This window comes from Croceibacterium selenioxidans (assembly GCF_018599195.1).
Lineage (GTDB): Bacteria > Pseudomonadota > Alphaproteobacteria > Sphingomonadales > Sphingomonadaceae > Croceibacterium_A > Croceibacterium_A selenioxidans.
In genome coordinates this window covers 230,875-247,760 of sequence record NZ_JAHFVK010000001.1, presented here as the reverse complement: position 1 = coordinate 247,760, position 16,886 = coordinate 230,875, and the positions used below count along the sequence as shown (strand labels likewise).

The window sequence follows — 16,886 nt, the reverse complement described above, 5'->3', positions numbered from 1 at the left end:
TCGGTTGTCGAGGCGAACGCCCGGCTAGGCTGTGGGCGACGGCGTCGGCACGGGCGTTGCAACCCCTCCCGCCGGCACGGATGCCGCCCCCGGCGCCGCACCAGGAACAGACCCAGCCTGGGCACGAGCGAGCAGGGCCTCCGCGCTGACCGGAACGTTTTTCATCACCTTGTCATCGTCGGCCAGCTTGGGCACCGCCTTGCCGCCGATCGTTATCGCTAGCGCATCCGGACGTCCGGTCCACAATTGCGGACCCTCGACATCGACCGGCACGGTGTAGGTTTCGCCCTTTGCCATGAGCTTCTGCATCAGCTGCGTATCGGACGCATCCGAGAACCGGACCCAGATCCCATCTTCAAGCGCGGTGAACACCACGGGGCCTGACACCGGTACAACCAGCCTGGGTGTCGTCGCGGCGGCCCGCTGGCTTGCCTCGGCGGCCTCACGCTCGGCCTGCTCCTGATCGACCAGCGAAGGCAATTCGGCAGCGGGGGCAAAGAAGGTTCGCGCCGCGACGAACAGGCCCGCCAGGACCAGTACGACGGCCAGAATCGAAACCCAGGCCAAAGAGCGCGAAGGCACGCGGGCCGGATCTCCCGGCTCGAACGTCGTCGGGCGAGGCCGTTGCCGCGGCTCTTGCGCATCGAGCTCTGCCCGCACCATCTCGACCACGTCTTCTTCATTGAGGCCGACGAGCTTGGCATAGTTGCGGGAGAATCCCACGGCGTAAGTTCGAGCCGGCAGGGCGGCGAAGTCACCGACCTCTATCTTCTCCAGGTGCCGTAACGGAATGCGCGTTTCCGCGGCCACTTCCTTAAGCGTCAGTCCAAGCTTCTCGCGGGCAGCACGCAGTTGCGCGCCAACACCGTCCGTTGCCGGCTGCCCCGCCGCCTCTTCTGGGATTTCCTCTGACATTCCACTCCAGCTCTGCGCTGGTCCTTGCGAACCTGAAAACGACAGAGAGAAGGCCGCGCGCCGCAAGTCAAGCGCGTTAGGCCTTACCCCTCTTATTCAACCTCGATTTCTCGCTCCTCGGCCCATTTTTGTAGCGCATGGCGCATGTCCGGAGGCGGATTGGCGAGCCAGCCGGTCATCGCCTCACCGATCTCATTCATGTCGACCTTGCGGACGAGTTCCTTGATCGGGCCAACGGCGGCCGGAGTGATCGAGAGCCGCTTTATGCCAACGCCAAGCAAGGCCAGCGCTTCCAACCGCCGTCCGCCCATTTCGCCACACACGCCCAGCTGGACGGGATGGCCGATCGTACCAGCCACGACCCGTCGCAGGAAACGCAGGATTGCGGGGCTCACCCAATCGTAGCGCTCCGCCAACTTGGGATTGGCGCGATCCGCGGCGAACAGGAACTGGGTAAGGTCGTTCGTCCCCACGGAGATGAACGAAACGCGCGGTACGAGCACGTCCAACATCTCGGCGAGCGAGGGTACTTCGAGCATCACGCCATAGCGGATCGCCTCGGGCAGGGTCTTGCGGCACTGCCGCAGGAACGCGACCTGGCTTTCGAATACTGCCCGCGCCGCTTCGAATTCCCAAGGCTCCGAAACCATTGGGAACATCACGTTGAGACAACGTCCCGCAGCGGCTTCGATCAAGGACCGCGCCTGAACCTTGAGCAGCCCTTCGCGCTCCAGCGCCAGGCGCAAGGCCCGCCAGCCCATGGCGGGGTTCTCGTCCTCGCGGCTGCTTTCGCTGCGCAAGTAGGGCAAGGATTTGTCCCCGCCGATATCGACTGTGCGAAAGATCACCGGCTTGTCGCCCGCGGCATCGAGAACGTCCCGATAAAGGCGAGTCTGGCGGTCACGCTGCGGCAATGCGGCGGAGACGAGGAACTGGAACTCGGTACGAAACAGCCCGATGCCATCGGCGCCGGTCAGGCTCAGCATCGGAATGTCATCGCGCAGGCCCGCGTTCATCATGACCTCGATGCGGGTGCCGTCGCGAGTGAACGGCTCGACATCGCGCATCGCGGCGTAAGTGGCTTGCTTCTCCCGGTTGCGGACAAAGCGCGCATCGAACGCATCCAGCACCTGCTGTGCCGGACGGATCGTCAGTTGGCTGGCGTCTCCATCGAGCAGCAACAGATCGCCTTCGCGGATCAAGCCGCGAGCATTTCGCACTCGGCCGAGGACCGGAATGCCCATTGCCCGAGCCACGATCACCACGTGCGCGGTGAGCGATCCTTCCTCGAGCACCACACCCTTGAGCCGTCGCTTGTCATATTCAAGCAGTTCGGCCGGGCCCAGGTTCTTGGCGATGAGGATCGAATCCCCGCGCAGGCCGGCGGAAGCCGCGGTGCCAAGCTGGCCGGACACGATCCTGAGCAGCCTGTTCGCCAGGTCTTCCAGGTCGTGCATCCTGTCCTGCAGCAGCGGATCCTGGATTTCGCGCATGCGCATCCGGGTGCGCTGCTGGACGCGCTCGATCGCCGCCTCAGCCGTCAGGCCGGAATCGATCGCCTCGTTGATACGCCGGCTCCAGCCTTCGTCGTAGGCGAACATCTTGTAGGTCTCGAGCACCTGCTCGTGCTCGCCATCGACACCGAACTCGGCCTGGCCCGCCATCTGTTCGATCTGTTCGCGCATCTTGTCGAACGCGAGATAGACGCGCTGGCGTTCGGCCTCGACATCTTCGGCCACGGTCTGCTCGATATTGATCCGCGGTTGGTGGAAGACCGCGTTGGCCACCGCGAGACCCTTTACCAGTTGCAGGCCGGTGAGCACTTCCTGTCCGGAATGGGCGGCCTCGGCGGCAGTCGAGCCTTCTTCGTCGGCAAGGCCGGCGTTGTGGATCAACTCCGCCAGGACCATGGCAACCGTCTGCAGCGCCTCGATCTCGACTTCTTCGTACCGCCGAGGCTCGACATGCTGGACGGTCAGAACCCCGATCGAGCGTTCCCGCCGGACGATCGGCACACCGGCGAAAGAGTGGAATTTTTCTTCGCCGGTTTCCGGCACGTACTGGAACTCGGGGTGCGTGGCCGCTTCGGCAAGGTTCAGCGTCTCGATGTTCTGGGCAATGGTGCCGGTCAGCCCCTCGCCAATGCCGAGACGCGTGACGTGCACCGCGCTCTGGTTGAGGCCCCGCGTCGCGAACAGTTCAAGCATGCCTTCGCGCAACAGGTAGATCGAGCACACCTCGCTATCGAGCGTCTCGCCGATGATCTCGACAACCTGGTTGAGCTTGCCCTGCGCATGGCTGCGCGAAGCCATCACATCGTGAAGCTGATTGAGGATTGAGCGAGCGGCTGCTGTGGCGGACATGCCTAACGGTTAACGCATTGCCGCGAGTTTGAAAATGCGGGCGACGGTCGGGAAAAAGCTGTTTTGCCCGGGTCCGTCACCCGCGCAGCGCCGCCGTCAGCTAAACGACAACTCTTCCTTGACCTTGAGCTTTTGCTTCTTGAGCGTCTGGATCATCGAACTGTCGGGTGAAGGCCGGCTCAACTCTTCGCGTAGCCGGCGGTCCAGCCCTTCGTGTTTCGCTTGAAGGGCTGTGACGTGCGAGGATTCCATTCGCGTTCTCCTTTGCCTTTGGGGAGCAAGCTCCCGACGGGACTAGACCCGGAGCAGCGACTCACTTCTCAGGCGGCGAGCCGCGCGATTGTCATCAAATCATAGAAGTCTTAAGTCTTCAAACCCTGGCTGCGATGAGCCGGTCAAACAACTCGATATTGCGCTTTGAGGGGATAATCCGGTCGTGACCGAAGAGGAGATGCGGAAGCGGCTGGCGGGGCTTCGAATCGAGCACCGCGACCTTGATGCGGCGATTGCCGCGCTGACGGCGGCAAACACCCAGGATCAACTGCAAATCGCGCGGCTGAAAAAGCGCAAGCTGCGGCTAAAGGACCAGATTTCGATCATCGAGGACTTCCTCACCCCTGACATCATCGCCTGATTGGCTGGTGCGCCCGGCGTGCCTTCGCGGGACAGGTGCGGCGAACCGCGGAAAAGCCTGAGCTGGGAACTGGCGCAGCTAACTGATGTTAGAGTAGTATTCGTACGCAAATGGCTGAAACGGTAGATCTCAACCCGGCGATCGTGGAGGCGCTCTATGGCGAGGCCCTGACGCTGGCCGACCGGGCTCGCGACACGTTCGACCTTTCGGGCAGGATCACCACCGTTAGCGAGAACGAGGATCTCGCTCGCGTCGCCTTGTCGTGCGAGGCGCTGCGGACCACGACCAGAATGATGCACGCGATTGCGTGGCTTCTGAACCAGCGCGCGCATTTCGCCGGTGAACTTTCCGCGGCCCAATTGCGGCGCCACGGGCATCTTCCACCTTCGCAGGCAGAGCCCGATGCCGACCAGTTGGCCCTGCTGTCTCCCGAGGTGAACGAACTGATCGAGCGCAGCCGCCGGTTCTACGCCCGTATCCAGCGGCTCGACGATGCGTCGCGGAGCCAGTTCGAAGGACATCCCACCACCGTCCATGATCTTCGCAACCGGCTGGACAAGGCGGTCTAGGCCCTCTGAGGGCTGCGGCTCTCGACTTCGCGGCAGGCTCGCGCCAAGGCGGTACTATGCCGATGCCCCCAAAACCCTGGCCCACGGGACAATGCGAACAGCTCGAACCGTTGGTCCGAAGGGTGCTTGCGCCTAACGGTTCGCCGTTCACCTACACCGGCACCCAGACCTACCTCGTCGGCGACAGCAGTGCCGTCGCGGTGATCGATCCGGGCCCGGATCTGCCCGAACACCTTGCCGCTCTTGAAGCGGCGATCGGTGATGCGACAATAGTGGCTATCTGCTGCACGCATACCCACCGCGACCATTCACCCGCAGCAGCGCCGCTTTCCGCGAGCAGGGACGCCCCCATCATCGGCTGCGAACCACTCGTGCTCGAAAGCGACGAACCGCGGGCCGATGTTCCCTTCGACATCGACTATCGCCCCGACCGCGTTTTGAAGGACGGCGAAAGCCTCTCGGGTCCCGCCTGGACCCTCACCGCCCTCGCCACTCCGGGGCACACCTCCAATCACCTGTGCTTTGCTCTTGAAGAGACCAAAGCGCTGTTTACCGGGGATCACGTCATGGGATGGTCGACCACCGTGGTCGCTCCGCCCGACGGCGACATGGCGGATTACATGGCCAGTCTTGAGCGTCTCTACGGACGGGACGACCGGATCTACTATCCGGCACATGGCCCTGCCGTGACGAGACCGCGGCAGCTGGTGCGGGGGATGATCGGCCATCGGCGTCAGCGCGAACGGCAGATCCTGAGGCTGCTACAACAGGGGTCGAAGGACATAGCGGAACTGGTACCGGCGATGTACAAGGGCGTTGACATGAGATTGTGGCCCGCCGCCGGCCAATCGGTCCGCGCCCACCTGATCGATCTGGAACGGCGAGGCGCTGTTGGACGTTCGGGAGACCGATGGACAATCCCCACTTGATCAAGCGCGAGACTTCGAGCGACCGGATGCAGCACGGGGTGCACCGGGAAAAGCCGCTGGCCCGAGTTCAGGCGGTGCCCTGGCTCCTGTTCATCCTGGCGCTGGCAGGTGCCCTGTGGTTCGCCTGGCTGGCCTATGGGCCGAAGAACCTGGGCGATCCGGTCGCCACCAGCCTGGTCGCGTTTGAGCGGCAGAACCGGTTGACGGTCTTCTCGGCGCAACTGTCCCCCGTCGTGGCGAGCCGCGACAGCCGGTTATTCGGAACGATCCAGAGCCGCCAGGTTGCTGTCATTCCCGCCAGGGTCGACTACACGCTCGACTTGTCCAAGATGGGCCGCGATCGCATGCGCTGGGATGCCGAGACCAAGACGATGGACGTCCAGCTTCCCGCCCTCACGGTCGGTCGACCGAACCTCGACGAAGGGCGCGCGCAATACCTTCGCGAGGGGCTGTGGATCAGTCGCGACGCGCAGGACAACCTTACGCGGCAGAACACCCGCCTCGCCGAACAGCAGGCGATGGAGCAAGCCGCCAACCCGGTGCTGATGGGCTTGGCCCGGTCGGCGGCGAAGGATGCGATCCGCCAGAACCTTACCATCCCGCTCGAGGTCGCGGGCTACGGCGAGGTCACGGTCAACGTCCGCTTTGACGGCGAAGCCCTGCCCGCTCGCTGAAGGTTGCCCCTAACAGTACGCGCTGGTAATCCCACTCCGGGTCGCCGGACGGGGGAGTTCGGTCGATGGCTAGTGTTCCCTATGCACGCGGTGCCGATCAGGGCGAGGCCCGTTTCTTCTTCATCATGGCCTGCCTCATGGTGGCGACGATCCTGTCGGGATTCTCGCTCAATTTCATTCTTGGCCGGTCGAGCCTTTCCTCGCCCCTGATCGTTCACGCCCACGGCGTGGTGATGCTGACTTGGCTCGGTTTCTATCTGACGCAGAACTCGCTGATATTTGCAGGCAATGTGGCCCTGCACCGCCGCGTCGGATGGTTCGCCGCCGCCTGGGTGCCGGTCGTTGTAGTCATGGGCCTGCTGGTGATGCGCCATTCCCTGCAGACGCGTGGCGGCCCGCCGTTCTTCGACCAGAACGAGTTCCTGATCAGCAATCCCCTCCAGATCTTTGGATTCGCCACGTTGACTGCCTGGGCCATCTCGGTTCGCCGTAATACCAGTTGGCACCGCCGGCTGATGTTCTGCGGCATGGCGGTGCTCTGCGGACCCGGTTTCGGACGGCTCCTGCCGATGCCATTGCTGATACCCTATGCCTGGTACGCCTCGATCTTCCTGCCGCTGGCCCTGTTCGTTGGCGCAGGTATGATCGCCGACAAGCGCCGGTATGGCCGAGTGCATCCGGCCTGGCTTTGCGGAATCGCCCTGTCGGTGGGCCTGCAGATCGTCGCCGACCTCATCGCCTATAGCCCTCTCGGTTACTCGCTGACCGAATGGTTCGTTGCCGGTACGCCAGGGGCCGACCGGCCAATGGCAGCGTTCATGACACCCTGAACCCGCTATTGCCGCGACCGGCCAGGGTGCCTATTTCGACCGTACCATGAGCATCCAGACCAAGCTCCCGACTGGCGCCGACTTGCGCGCCGAGATCGAACGCCTCCGCAAGGAGCGCAACGCCGTAATCCTGGCGCACTACTACCAGCGACCGGAGCTGCAGGACCTCGCCGATTTCGTCGGCGACTCGCTTGAGCTGAGCCGCAAGGCAGCGGACACGAACGCCGATGTGATAGCGTTCTGCGGGGTCAAGTTCATGGCCGACACCGCCAAGATCCTCAGCCCCGAAAAGATTGTCGTCCTGCCGGACATGGAAGCCGGGTGCAGCCTGGAAGACTCCTGCCCGCCGGAGAAGTTCAAGGCCTTCCGCGAGGCGCACCCCGATCACATCGCACTGACCTACATCAATTGCTCGACCGAGGTGAAAGCCCTGAGCGACGTGATCGTCACCAGCTCCAGCGCCGAAACGATCATCAGCCAGATTCCCAAGGACCAGAAGATCATCTTCGGGCCCGACAGGCACCTCGGCGGCTATCTCAACCGCAAGTTCGGGCGCGACATGTTGCTGTGGCCGGGGGTCTGCATCGTCCACGAGGCGTTCAGCGAGCGAGAGCTGCTCAAGCTCAAGGAACAGTATCCCGACGCGCCGATCGCCGCGCATCCCGAATGCCCGCCGCACATCATCGACCTTGCCGACTACGTCGGCTCGACCAGCGGCATCCTCAATTACGCCAAGACGATGACGGCCCAGACGCTCATCGTCGCCACCGAGCCCCACATCATCCACCAGATGGAAAAAGCGCTGCCGGAAAAGACCTTCGTCGGCGCGCCGGGCGCGGACGGCAACTGCAACTGCAACATCTGTCCGTACATGGCGCTCAACACCATGGAGAAGCTCTACATCGCCCTGCGCGACCTTCAGCCGCGCATCGAAATCGAGGAGGGCCTGCGCCTGGCGGCGAAGAAGAGCCTCGACCGGATGTTGGAGATGGCCAGCGGGACGATCGGGATGGGCGACCTGGGGCGGGTTTGAGCCTTATCTGACGGCAATCTGGCAACCGCCTCGCCAAGGCGAGCCAGGTCCACTTCGGATTAGTCCTTGGGCTCCGCCACTTTCGCCAGCACCAGCGCCGATCCCACCAGCACCACGCCCACAAAATCGAGCGGAGTCAGCACTTCGCCAAAGCTGACCCATCCCGCAAAGGCCGCGACCACCGGCTGACACAACAGGGCGATGCCGATCACCAGCGGGGAGAAGTGGCGCAGCGAATAGACCAGCAGCCCTTGGCCGATCAGTTGGCTGGAGATGAACAGTCCGATCACGGGCCACCAGTTCGTCGGCAGGACCGGCTCACCCAGTGCCAGCGCAATCGCCAGCAGCACTGGGGCGCTGGCGCAGCACGACCAGGTCAGAAGGCTCCAACTTCCGAGCCCTTTTCGGGCGCTCTGCAGGATCAGAAGGTATCCGGCGTAGAGGATGCCGGCGAGCAAGCAGAACAAGTCCCCCGCTAGCGTTTGCGGAGAGATTTCGAATGAACGGCCCATCAGGATCGCCGCTCCGCCAAGCGCCGCGCCCAGCGCCAGCCACTCGCGCCCCGCGGGCAAGCGGCGCCAGGCGATGAAGCCCCAGACCATCAGGATCAGGCTCCCGGCATTCCCGAACAGCGCCGCGTTGGCGAGGCGAGTGAAGCCGATCCCGATATGCCAGCTGGCAATGTCGAGCCCGAACAGCACGCCTCCACCAAGCACCAGCATCAGGGTCTTGCGCGGAATGCCCAGGAGCGGCTGTTTGTTGAGGCGCGCGAACAGGGCGAGGAAAGGCAAAGCCAGGAATACCCGCCAGAAACCCGCCGAGACCGGCCCGCTATCGGCCAGACGCACGAACCACGGCCCCATCGCCAGCGCCGCGTTACCCAGCAGCAGTGCGGCAAGCGGAAGCCAGGGTGTACGATGGTGGGGGACGACGGTACGTTCCATCGGCGCTCGTCTAGCGCGGCCTGCTGGCTTGGCTATAGATAACGTGCACAGTGGGGATACGGAGGACGCTTCGATGGCGATGCGGTCATGGCTGTTCGTGCCGGGGGACAGCGAAACCAAGCTCGGGAAAGTGGCGGGCTATGGCGCGGACGTCTGCATCGCCGACCTGGAGGACGCGGTCGCACCGCCTGCCAAGCCCATGGCGCGGATGATGGTGCGCACTTGGCTCGAAGCCGGACTGCGCGCCGCGCCCCAGGGATCGGCCCGTTGGGTACGCATCAACCCGCTCGACACGCCCCTCTGGCGCGAGGACCTGGCGGCGATCATGCCCGGGCGGCCTCAGGGTATCATGGTGCCCAAGGCTTCGGGGCCCGAGCAGCTCCAGGCGCTTGCGGCGGAGTTGCAGCAGGCGGAACAGCGCAACGGCAGCCCGCCCGGTTCGACACGAATCCTGCCTCTGGTTAGTGAAACACCTGCGGCGGCGCTCTCGATACCCACCTATGTCGGAGCGCAGTTGCCCCGGCTGGTCGGACTGACATGGGGCGCCGAAGACCTTTCCGCGGCGATCGGCGCCAGCCGCAAGCGCGACGCTCTGGGCAACTGGACCGACACGTTCCGTCATGTGCGAGCCCAAGTCCTGCTCACGGCGCATGCCCGCGGCGTTCTCGCCATCGACACGCTCCACGCCGAGTTCCGCGATCTCGATGGACTGGGCCGGATAGCTGCCGAGTCCTACGCCGATGGGTTTGCCGGAATGCTCGCGATCCATCCAAGCCAGGTAGCGGTGATCAACGCCGCCTTCACGCCCGGCGATGCCGAGATCGCCGAAGCCCGCGCCATCGTGCACGCCTTCAGCGCCAATCCGGGGGCGGGCGCATTACAGCTTGAAGGACGGATGATCGACCAGCCACACCTGGAACAGGCGCGCCGTCTGCTTGAACGGTTAGGGTAAGACTGTAGCGGGCCGTGGCCCGGTCAGTTCGTGGCCACAGGCGCAGGAGTCAGCGGGGCCGGTGTCAGCGTGACTTCCGGCGGTGTCTCCGCCTCACCTTCGGCGGGCTGCGTCTCTTCGCCCGGCGGCGCGGCAGCATCGGTGCCCACCGCCCCGCCCGTCCGTTCCGGCGGCGCGAACGGCGCTTGCGAGCGGACCTGATCGACCGGAAGCATGGCATCGCTGGCCGTGCCTTCGAGCACTTCGCCCGAGGCCGAGCGACTGTCGTCAGCCGGCTTCTTCCCGCCACAGGCCGAGAGCATCGTAACGGCCGCGAGGGCATAGATCAGGCGCTTGTCTGTCATTCTCAGTCCGTTTCGAGTGCCGTCAAGTAATGGGCGCGGGCGCGCAGGGCCCCATCCCATTCCTCGGGCGTAACCGCAAGGCCAAGCCGGGCAAGGCTGGTGACACCGAACTCCGCGATCCCGCAAGGCACGATGCCCGAAAAGTGCGACAGGTCAGGATCGAGGTTCACCGAGAAGCCGTGCATCGTCACCCACTTGCGTACCCGCACGCCGATCGCGCCGATCTTGGCTTCGGAGCCGTCGATGTCGCGCGTCCAGATGCCGATCCGGTCGGGGACAGCCCAGGCCTCCACTCCGAAGTCCGCCAGCGTCGCTATGACCCACTCTTCCAGAGAATGGACAAAGCGCCGCACATCGCGCCCACGCCGGCTCAGGTCGAGCAGGACGTATCCGACCCGCTGCCCCGGGCCGTGATAGGTGTAGCGTCCTCCCCTCCCCGTCGCGACTACCTCGAAGCGGGGATCGAGCAGTTCCCCGGCAGGGGCGCTGGTTCCCGCAGTGTAGACAGGGGGATGCTCGAGCAACCAGACCAGCTCCGGCGCCTCGCCCGCGGCGATCGCGGCGTTGCGCGCTTCCTGTTCGGCCAGCGCCTCTCGATAGGGAATTAGCGCATGGCTGCGACGCCATTCGACGCCTTGATCCAAAAATGATCGCATATCCGGCATTTCACGTAGTTTGCTGGCGCCTCAAAACCGGCTTATCAAGGACAAGTTCGGTTTCGAAAGAGGGAAGAAGCATGAAATTTGACATGGGGCGGGCTTGGAACGACGCGGTGGCGCTATTGCAGGCCAATCGTGACGTAGTGCTCATCGTGGGCGCAGCGTTCTTTTTCCTGCCCTCTCTTGCGCTCATGCTGCTGTCGCCTGACTACGCCGCGCTGGCGAGCGGCGCCGCGGTGGCGCCCCAGCCGACCGACCCGTCCGACGCGTTCGACCTGGCGCTTAAGCAGGCCGGGGAAGTGTTCGACCAGATCAAGTGGTTCCTGCTGGCCTCCGCGATCGTCCAGGGCATCGGGATGTTGGGGCTGCTCGCCCTGCTGACCGACCGGGCGCGGCCCACCGTGGGCGAAGCGCTACTGATCGGGGCCAAGTGCCTGATCCCCTATATCCTCGCGCAAATCCTTCTAAGCCTCGTGGTGGCATTGCTACTGGTGATCCCGGTCCTTGCGGGGACCTCGGGAGGGGCCGCTCTCGCGGTCCTCTTCGGCCTCGGCGCGCTCGTGGCCTTCTGTTACCTCATGACTAAATTCTCACTGGTCGCGCCAGTGATCGCGATTGAGCGTGTGACGAATCCCCTCGTGGCTCTGCAGCGCTCGTGGCGGCTGACCAAAGGCAACAGCGTGCGGCTGTTCGCCTTCTACGTCCTTTTGTTGATCGCCGTGATGGTGATCTCGACTGTGGTCGGCCTGTTCGCCGGCCTGTTTACGGCTCTGGGCGGTCAGACGGTGGGACTGATCGTGAGCGGCCTGGTCAACGCGCTGTTCGGTATGATCGTGACCGTGCTGTTTCTTGCGGTTCTCGCCGGCACTCACAAGCAACTGGCCCGCCCGACGCAGGCCGTAAGCGAAATCTTCGAATAAGCTGGAGTCCCCTCCTCACCCGAGGAGGGGATTTCCCTCAGCCGGCCTTCCAGCCCCAGGCGAGCAGGCAGGGCGGGATGTTCAGCCAGGTAAAGCCGGTGTCCACCTTCTCGAAATGGCGAGCGGTCAGGTCGCGCGCCACGGTGCTGAACTGATATGTTAGGAACGCGCCACCGGTACGAACCACCCGATAAGTCGCGGCCGCGATCGAGGGTCCAACGCCGTCGGGCAGGGTCGAGAAGGGCAAGCCCGACAAGACGTAGTCGGCCTGTTCGTGTCCAAGCGATCGGACGATCTCCTCGACATCCTCGGCCGAGCCAAGCACCGCGTGGAAGCGGCTGTCCCGGATGGTCTTCTTCAGATAGTCGATGAACAAGGGGTTGGTGTCGATCACCAGCAGTTCGCCGCCGCGCGGCAGCCGGTCGAGGACCGGGCGGCAGAACGTGCCTACACCGGGTCCGTATTCGACGAACAGCTTGCACTCGTCCCACTTCACCGGTTCGAGCATCTTGTCGATGGTCGATCTCGACGACGGAATGATCGAGCCAACCATCCGTGGATGTTCGAGGAACCCCTGGAAGAACACGCCCGCCGGCCCCAGCGCCTGCTTAATACGCTGACGGAGCCCGGAGGGACGCTCCTCGGCTAACTCGCTGCCATTCATGAGTAGGAACGCGCCCCTTTCATTGCGCCAAGCGCGGTCATTCGTTGATTGAGCACGCTCATGTGTTCGGGGGACTGGCAAATAAGCCGCCCCAATGCAAGCCGCACCATTACCTAGAGGATCTCTTCCACCCGCTCCGCAGGCCGGCACAACCTCACGCCGTTCTCGGTTTCCACAAGCGGGCGCTCGATCAAGGCGGGCTCCTCCACCATGGCATCGAGCACGGTGTCGTCGTCAGCAGCGGGCAGCCCGCGTTCATCGGCATCCGTACCGCGCCGGCGTATGCCCTCGCCTGGGGCCATGCCCGCATCTCGATAGAGCTGCGCGAGCTTGTCGCGGCTCGGCGGCTGCTTCAAATATTCGACCACGGTAAGATCGAGATCGCCGCTCTCCTGCAACCTCGCCAACACCTTGCGTGAGGTGCCGCAGTTCGGGTTGTGCCAGATTGTCGCCTTCAAAAAACTGCTCCTTAGACTAATCCGCGCGCATGGCGGGCACGGCCGCCGCCGCATCCTTGGCATCTATGCCGGGCGCCGGGGCCGCGCTGATCCGCTCCGCCCGCCGTGTCACCCGCCCCGCCCGCTGTATGGCCCGCACCAGGCGGGGATAGACACCACAGCGGCACAAGTTGGTAATCGCCTGCTTGATCTGGTCTTCCGACGGATCGGCATTGGTCCTGAGCAGCGCCGCAGCGGCCATGACGATGCCAGGCGTGCAGAACCCACACTGGATCGCCTGCTCCGCCACCAGCGCCTGCTGAACAGGATGCGAGCGATCGCGCGACAGGCCCTCGACGGTGACGACCACGCGTCCTTCGCATTCGGCGAGCGTGACGAGACAGCTCCTCAGCGCCTCTCCGTCGATCAGTACCATACACGCGCCGCAGTCGCCCGAACCGCAGCCGTACTTGGTACCGGTCAGGTTTGCAGCATCGCGGAGCGCCCACAGCAGCGGCGTCTGCGGATCCATGTTGAAACGGACTGGACGGTCATTGACGATGAGATCGGTCATGCCCCGCCCACTACTTCGTCACTACGAGGGTAGCGAAACAAGCCATTCTCACTCACGCCAGCTCCGGTCGATGGTGTCGAGTTTGCGGGTCCAGGCTTCGAAGTCTGCCTTGCCAAAGTCCTTGAGTGCGACCTGGTCACGGTCACGCTGGTGCACCGCGACCACCTCCGCCGGGACCCGGATCGGCTTGCCGAGCGCGCAAGTCTTGACCTGGATCTCGCATGCCCGCTGCAGCATGTAGTAGTTGAGGAACATCTCGTAGAGCGTCGCGCCCAGCACCACGGGGCCGTGATTGCGCAGCATCAGCACGCGATTGTCGCCCAGGTTCTCAAGCAGGCGCACGCCTTCTTCGGCGCGGACGGTGATGCCCTCGAAGTCATGATAGCCGACACTGCCTTCGAAAAAGCAGGCGTAAAAATTCGTCGGCGTCAGCCCTTCCTCACTCGAACAGACAGCCATCGTGTCCGGCGTATGGGTATGGACGATGGCGTGCGCCCAATCGATGTTCTTGTGGAAGCAGGCGTGCTGGGTGAAGCCGGCCTTGTTCACCGGGTAGGGGCTGCTGCAGAGCTTGTTACCCTCGGAATCGATCTTCACGAGATTGGAAGCCGTGACCTCCGACCATAACAGGCCGTAGGGATTGATGAGGAACGCCTCTTCGCCTGGCACCCGCACGGTGATGTGATTGTAGATCGACTCGGACCAGCCCATCATGTCGAAGATGCGGTAACAAGCCGCGAGTTCCTGCCGCGCCGTCCATTCCGCTTCGCTGCAATCCGAATTGCGCTTGAGTTGCGTGGCCATGGCTTACTTGCCTTTGATCAATTTGAGGCCTGTCCATACGGCGAAGACCGAGCCCGCCGCCAGCATCACGAAGATCGCAATCAACATCGCGGTAGTCATGGCACTCTCTCCTTGCGCATCCGATCTAGCACGGCGTGATTGACTTTGTCGCGCCGATTGGCGAGCGATGAGGCCGACTGGCGCTCCGATGGTACGAGTGTCCGCGGGAGGAATGATGTCTGGTAAGCTTGGCTACGGCCAACCCATGGGCGGCGTGGCGCAAACGGCGTTCATCGTGCCCGATTTGAAGCAGGCGATCCATCACTGGGTCAGCAACATGCGCGCGGGCCCGTTCTTCGTGCTGCCGAATTTCCTCGTCCCCGGCCAGACGTATCGGGGGGAAGAATCCCGCGCCGATATCACCATTGCCATGGGCTTTGCCGGGCACATGCTGATCGAATTGATCCAACCGCTGGATGACGAACCTTCGGTCTATCGCGAGACGATCGAATTGCGCGGCTTCGGCTTCCACCACCTGGGCATTGCCAGCGCCAACGTCGATGCCGACAGCCTCGAATATCAATCGCGCGGCTACCACGAGGCGTTCCGCGCGTCAGTCCCCACGGGCGGCGAAGTGATCTATCTCGACAATGGGACGGGCGCCCAACTCGGCTTCATCGAGCTGCTGCCGGTGACCCCGGGGATGGACCAGACTTTCACGCGTTTCTGGGAAGCGAGCCTCGGCTGGGATGGGACCGATCCGATCCGCAGCTTCCTCTGATTGAATAAGCCAAAACGATAATATGCCGCACAAAGAGGCGGCCGGGAGAATCGGAATGCAGCCAAGCGCCACCACCCAGACTGGGAACTGGGTGAACAATTCGGCGGGGTATCAGGTCCTGCTGGTATTCCTGCTGAGCCTCAACTTCGGGATCGTGTTCTTCGACCGGCAGGCGCTCAACGTGCTCATGCCCTCGGTGCAGCCCGAGCTGGGCCTGACGCAGACGCAGATCGGCATCATCGCCGGTGGCCTCAGCTTCTCGTGGGCGATCGCGGCCTTCTTCTATGGCCGGCTCTCGGACTCGATCGGCAAACGCAAGATACTGCTGGTCCTGGCGACTCTTGCTTTCTCGTTCTGCTCGTTCCTCACCGGTCTGGCTTCGAGCTTTGCGTTGCTGCTCGGCGCGCGTTTGCTCATGGGCGCGGCCGAAGGCGGCGTCATGCCGATCAGCCATGCCATGGTCGCAAGCGAAGTCGACCCTAAGCGCCGCGGCCTGGCACAAGGTGTGGCGCAGAACATGGGCTCGAACCTGCTCGGCAGCTTCGCGGCTCCGGTCGTGCTGGTCGCCTTTGCCCACGCCTTCGGATGGCGCGAGGCGTTCTTCCTCGCCGGCATCCCGGGCATCATCAGCGCGATCATTATCTGGTTCATGCTCAAGGAGCCCGTGCCGCTGCCCAAGCCGGTGGAGGCCGAAAAGTCGATGACCATCCCCGAGGCGATCAAGGTCCGCAACATGTGGGTTTGTGTCGTGGTCGGCGTGCTGATGGTCGGACACTTCGTGACCACCTGGGCCTTCATGCCGCTATTCCTTGTTCAGGAGAGGGGCTTCGACGAAACCACCGCCAGCTGGCTGATGGGCTCGCTAGGCATCGCCGCGTTCGTCTACAGCTTTGCCGTTTCGGGGCTGTCGGATCTGATCGGTCGCAAACCGGTGATGGTGGTCCTGCCGTTCCTGTCTGTTCTTGGCCCCCTCGGTGCTCTCTACTTCGACGGTCCGGCCTATCTTATGGCCGGGATCTTCGTGGTCGGTTGGGCGGTGAACGGGATATTCCCGATCTTCATGGCGACCATCCCGTCGGAGAGTTTCGACGCGCGTCACCATGCCACCGTGCTCGGTCTGGCGATGGGCTCGTGCGAGATCCTCGGCGGCGTGTTCGGCCCGCCGATTGCCGGTGCGCTTAACGACGCCTTCGGCAATTCGACCTTCCTGTGGATGCTGATGGTGCTCGCGGTGATCAGCGGCTTCGTCGCCATGGCTCTCAAGGAAACCGCGCCTGCGGTTGTGGCACGGCGCGGCCTCGCGCCCGCAGTCGCATAAGGAGGTTCCCGTGCCTGAAACACCAACCACTGAACCCTGGGCCGGTACTCCGCCGGTCCCGCATGCCTTTCGCCCGGGTGCCAAGCCCGAGGCCTATTTCGCCAAGATCGCCGAGGGTGACGAGCGCCTCTGGGTGCCGATCGGGCGGCCGATGGTCGAGGACGTCTATTCCAAGCCGGTCTGGATCAGCCCGACTCTCAACATGTGGGCCGACGTGCTCATGGCCAAGAAGCCGTGCATCGTGAACCGGCACTATCACCCGAAGCCGATCTGGGCCTACACGATCAGCGGCAAGTGGGCCTATCTCGAGCATGAGTGGACCGCGACCGCGGGCGACTTTATCTTCGAGACGCCGGGGGAAAGCCACACACTCGTCTCCTACGCGCACCCTGACCCGATGAAGGTGTTCTTCGTCGTCTCCGGTCCGCTGATGTGGTTGGATGAGCAGGGCAACACTGTCGGTCATTACGACGTGTTCGACTACATGCGGGATGCCCGTGCCCATTACAAAGAGGTCGGCATCGCAGATGACTACCTCGACAGCCTGATCCGCTGAAAGGAAC

General features: G+C 63.7%; 21 protein-coding genes. 11 read left to right on the top strand and 10 right to left on the bottom strand.

Features of this window, described 5'->3' with window-relative positions:
• Positions 1 to 24 precede the first annotated feature (24 nt).
• From KK137_RS01265 to KK137_RS01255, 3 genes are all read right to left on the bottom strand, one after another.
• Positions 25 to 915: a helix-turn-helix domain-containing protein gene (locus tag KK137_RS01265; RefSeq protein ID WP_214534175.1), complete on the bottom strand. Its 891-nt coding sequence runs from the start codon at positions 913 to 915 to the stop codon at positions 25 to 27.
• A 92-nt stretch (positions 916 to 1,007) separates the two neighbouring features.
• Positions 1,008 to 3,278: a phosphoenolpyruvate--protein phosphotransferase gene (gene ptsP / locus KK137_RS01260; RefSeq protein WP_214534174.1), complete on the bottom strand. Its 2,271-nt coding sequence runs from the start codon at positions 3,276 to 3,278 to the stop codon at positions 1,008 to 1,010.
• 96 nt (positions 3,279 to 3,374) lie between these two features.
• Entirely contained in the window at positions 3,375 to 3,530 is a 156-nt protein-coding gene (locus KK137_RS01255) for a YdcH family protein (RefSeq protein WP_214534172.1), read from the bottom strand.
• Between the two features lie 184 nt (positions 3,531 to 3,714).
• Here KK137_RS01255 and KK137_RS01250 point away from each other — a divergent pair, with 184 nt between their 5' ends.
• The 6 genes from KK137_RS01250 (at position 3,715) to nadA (ending at position 7,947) form a co-directional block, all read left to right on the top strand.
• The gene (locus KK137_RS01250) at positions 3,715 to 3,912 is read left to right on the top strand and encodes a YdcH family protein (protein WP_214534165.1); all 198 of its coding nucleotides are present in this window, start codon (positions 3,715 to 3,717) and stop codon (positions 3,910 to 3,912) included.
• Positions 3,913 to 4,022: 110 nt separating this feature from the next.
• Entirely contained in the window at positions 4,023 to 4,481 is a 459-nt protein-coding gene (locus tag KK137_RS01245; RefSeq protein ID WP_214534164.1) for a DUF1465 family protein, read from the top strand.
• Between the two features lie 56 nt (positions 4,482 to 4,537).
• Positions 4,538 to 5,410, top strand: coding sequence for an MBL fold metallo-hydrolase (locus KK137_RS01240; RefSeq protein ID WP_214534162.1), 873 nt, complete (start codon positions 4,538 to 4,540; stop codon positions 5,408 to 5,410).
• On the top strand, positions 5,392 to 6,084 hold the full coding sequence (locus KK137_RS01235) for a DUF4230 domain-containing protein (RefSeq protein WP_214534160.1): 693 nt from the start codon (positions 5,392 to 5,394) through the stop codon (positions 6,082 to 6,084). Before KK137_RS01240 ends, KK137_RS01235 begins: the two co-directional genes overlap by 19 nt.
• Before the next feature lie 65 nt (positions 6,085 to 6,149).
• Positions 6,150 to 6,914: a hypothetical protein gene (locus KK137_RS01230; RefSeq protein WP_250893539.1), complete on the top strand. Its 765-nt coding sequence runs from the start codon at positions 6,150 to 6,152 to the stop codon at positions 6,912 to 6,914.
• A 46-nt stretch (positions 6,915 to 6,960) separates the two neighbouring features.
• Positions 6,961 to 7,947, top strand: coding sequence for a quinolinate synthase NadA (gene nadA / locus KK137_RS01225; protein WP_214534158.1), 987 nt, complete (start codon positions 6,961 to 6,963; stop codon positions 7,945 to 7,947).
• A gap of 59 nt (positions 7,948 to 8,006) precedes the next feature.
• Here nadA and KK137_RS01220 read toward each other — a convergent pair whose 3' ends face one another.
• Positions 8,007 to 8,891, bottom strand: coding sequence for a DMT family transporter (locus tag KK137_RS01220; protein ID WP_214534156.1), 885 nt, complete (start codon positions 8,889 to 8,891; stop codon positions 8,007 to 8,009).
• A 73-nt stretch (positions 8,892 to 8,964) separates the two neighbouring features.
• Between KK137_RS01220 and KK137_RS01215 the strand changes: the two genes are divergently transcribed.
• Positions 8,965 to 9,843, top strand: a complete 879-nt coding sequence (locus tag KK137_RS01215) for an HpcH/HpaI aldolase/citrate lyase family protein (protein ID WP_214534154.1) — start codon at positions 8,965 to 8,967, stop codon at positions 9,841 to 9,843.
• A gap of 23 nt (positions 9,844 to 9,866) precedes the next feature.
• On the opposite strand, the gene KK137_RS01210 is transcribed toward KK137_RS01215, so the two are convergent.
• Entirely contained in the window at positions 9,867 to 10,187 is a 321-nt protein-coding gene (locus KK137_RS01210) for a hypothetical protein (RefSeq protein WP_214534152.1), read from the bottom strand.
• Between the two features lie 2 nt (positions 10,188 to 10,189).
• Positions 10,190 to 10,852 carry a lipoyl(octanoyl) transferase LipB gene (gene lipB / locus KK137_RS01205; RefSeq protein ID WP_420829308.1) on the bottom strand — a complete coding sequence of 221 codons (663 nt, stop codon included), beginning with the start codon at positions 10,850 to 10,852 and terminating at the stop codon, positions 10,190 to 10,192.
• 71 nt (positions 10,853 to 10,923) lie between these two features.
• On the opposite strand from lipB, the gene KK137_RS01200 reads away from it, so the two are divergent.
• Positions 10,924 to 11,766, top strand: coding sequence for a glycerophosphoryl diester phosphodiesterase membrane domain-containing protein (locus KK137_RS01200; protein ID WP_214534148.1), 843 nt, complete (start codon positions 10,924 to 10,926; stop codon positions 11,764 to 11,766).
• 37 nt (positions 11,767 to 11,803) lie between these two features.
• Here the strand turns inward: KK137_RS01200 and KK137_RS01195 are convergent, their stop codons facing one another.
• The 4 genes from KK137_RS01195 to KK137_RS01180 all read right to left on the bottom strand — a co-directional run bounded on the left by KK137_RS01195 (position 11,804) and on the right by KK137_RS01180 (position 14,245).
• A complete protein-coding gene (locus KK137_RS01195; protein WP_214534147.1) occupies positions 11,804 to 12,430 on the bottom strand; it encodes a class I SAM-dependent methyltransferase in 627 nt (208 codons plus the stop codon).
• Positions 12,431 to 12,543: 113 nt separating this feature from the next.
• Complete coding sequence (locus tag KK137_RS01190) at positions 12,544 to 12,888, bottom strand: arsenate reductase family protein (protein ID WP_214534145.1); 345 nt, start codon at positions 12,886 to 12,888, stop codon at positions 12,544 to 12,546.
• Positions 12,889 to 12,904: 16 nt separating this feature from the next.
• Entirely contained in the window at positions 12,905 to 13,441 is a 537-nt protein-coding gene (locus KK137_RS01185; protein ID WP_214534143.1) for a (2Fe-2S)-binding protein, read from the bottom strand.
• Positions 13,442 to 13,489: 48 nt separating this feature from the next.
• Positions 13,490 to 14,245 (bottom strand): class II aldolase/adducin family protein, encoded by a 756-nt coding sequence (locus KK137_RS01180; RefSeq protein WP_214534141.1) that lies wholly within the window; start codon positions 14,243 to 14,245, stop codon positions 13,490 to 13,492.
• A 214-nt stretch (positions 14,246 to 14,459) separates the two neighbouring features.
• Here KK137_RS01180 and KK137_RS01175 point away from each other — a divergent pair, with 214 nt between their 5' ends.
• The 3 genes from KK137_RS01175 (at position 14,460) to KK137_RS01165 (ending at position 16,879) form a co-directional block, all read left to right on the top strand.
• Positions 14,460 to 15,005 carry a VOC family protein gene (locus KK137_RS01175; RefSeq protein ID WP_214534139.1) on the top strand — a complete coding sequence of 182 codons (546 nt, stop codon included), beginning with the start codon at positions 14,460 to 14,462 and terminating at the stop codon, positions 15,003 to 15,005.
• A gap of 91 nt (positions 15,006 to 15,096) precedes the next feature.
• Complete coding sequence (locus KK137_RS01170) at positions 15,097 to 16,323, top strand: MFS transporter (RefSeq protein WP_338027908.1); 1,227 nt, start codon at positions 15,097 to 15,099, stop codon at positions 16,321 to 16,323.
• A 10-nt stretch (positions 16,324 to 16,333) separates the two neighbouring features.
• Positions 16,334 to 16,879: a 2,4'-dihydroxyacetophenone dioxygenase family protein gene (locus KK137_RS01165; protein ID WP_214534135.1), complete on the top strand. Its 546-nt coding sequence runs from the start codon at positions 16,334 to 16,336 to the stop codon at positions 16,877 to 16,879.
• Positions 16,880 to 16,886: the final 7 nt, after the last annotated feature.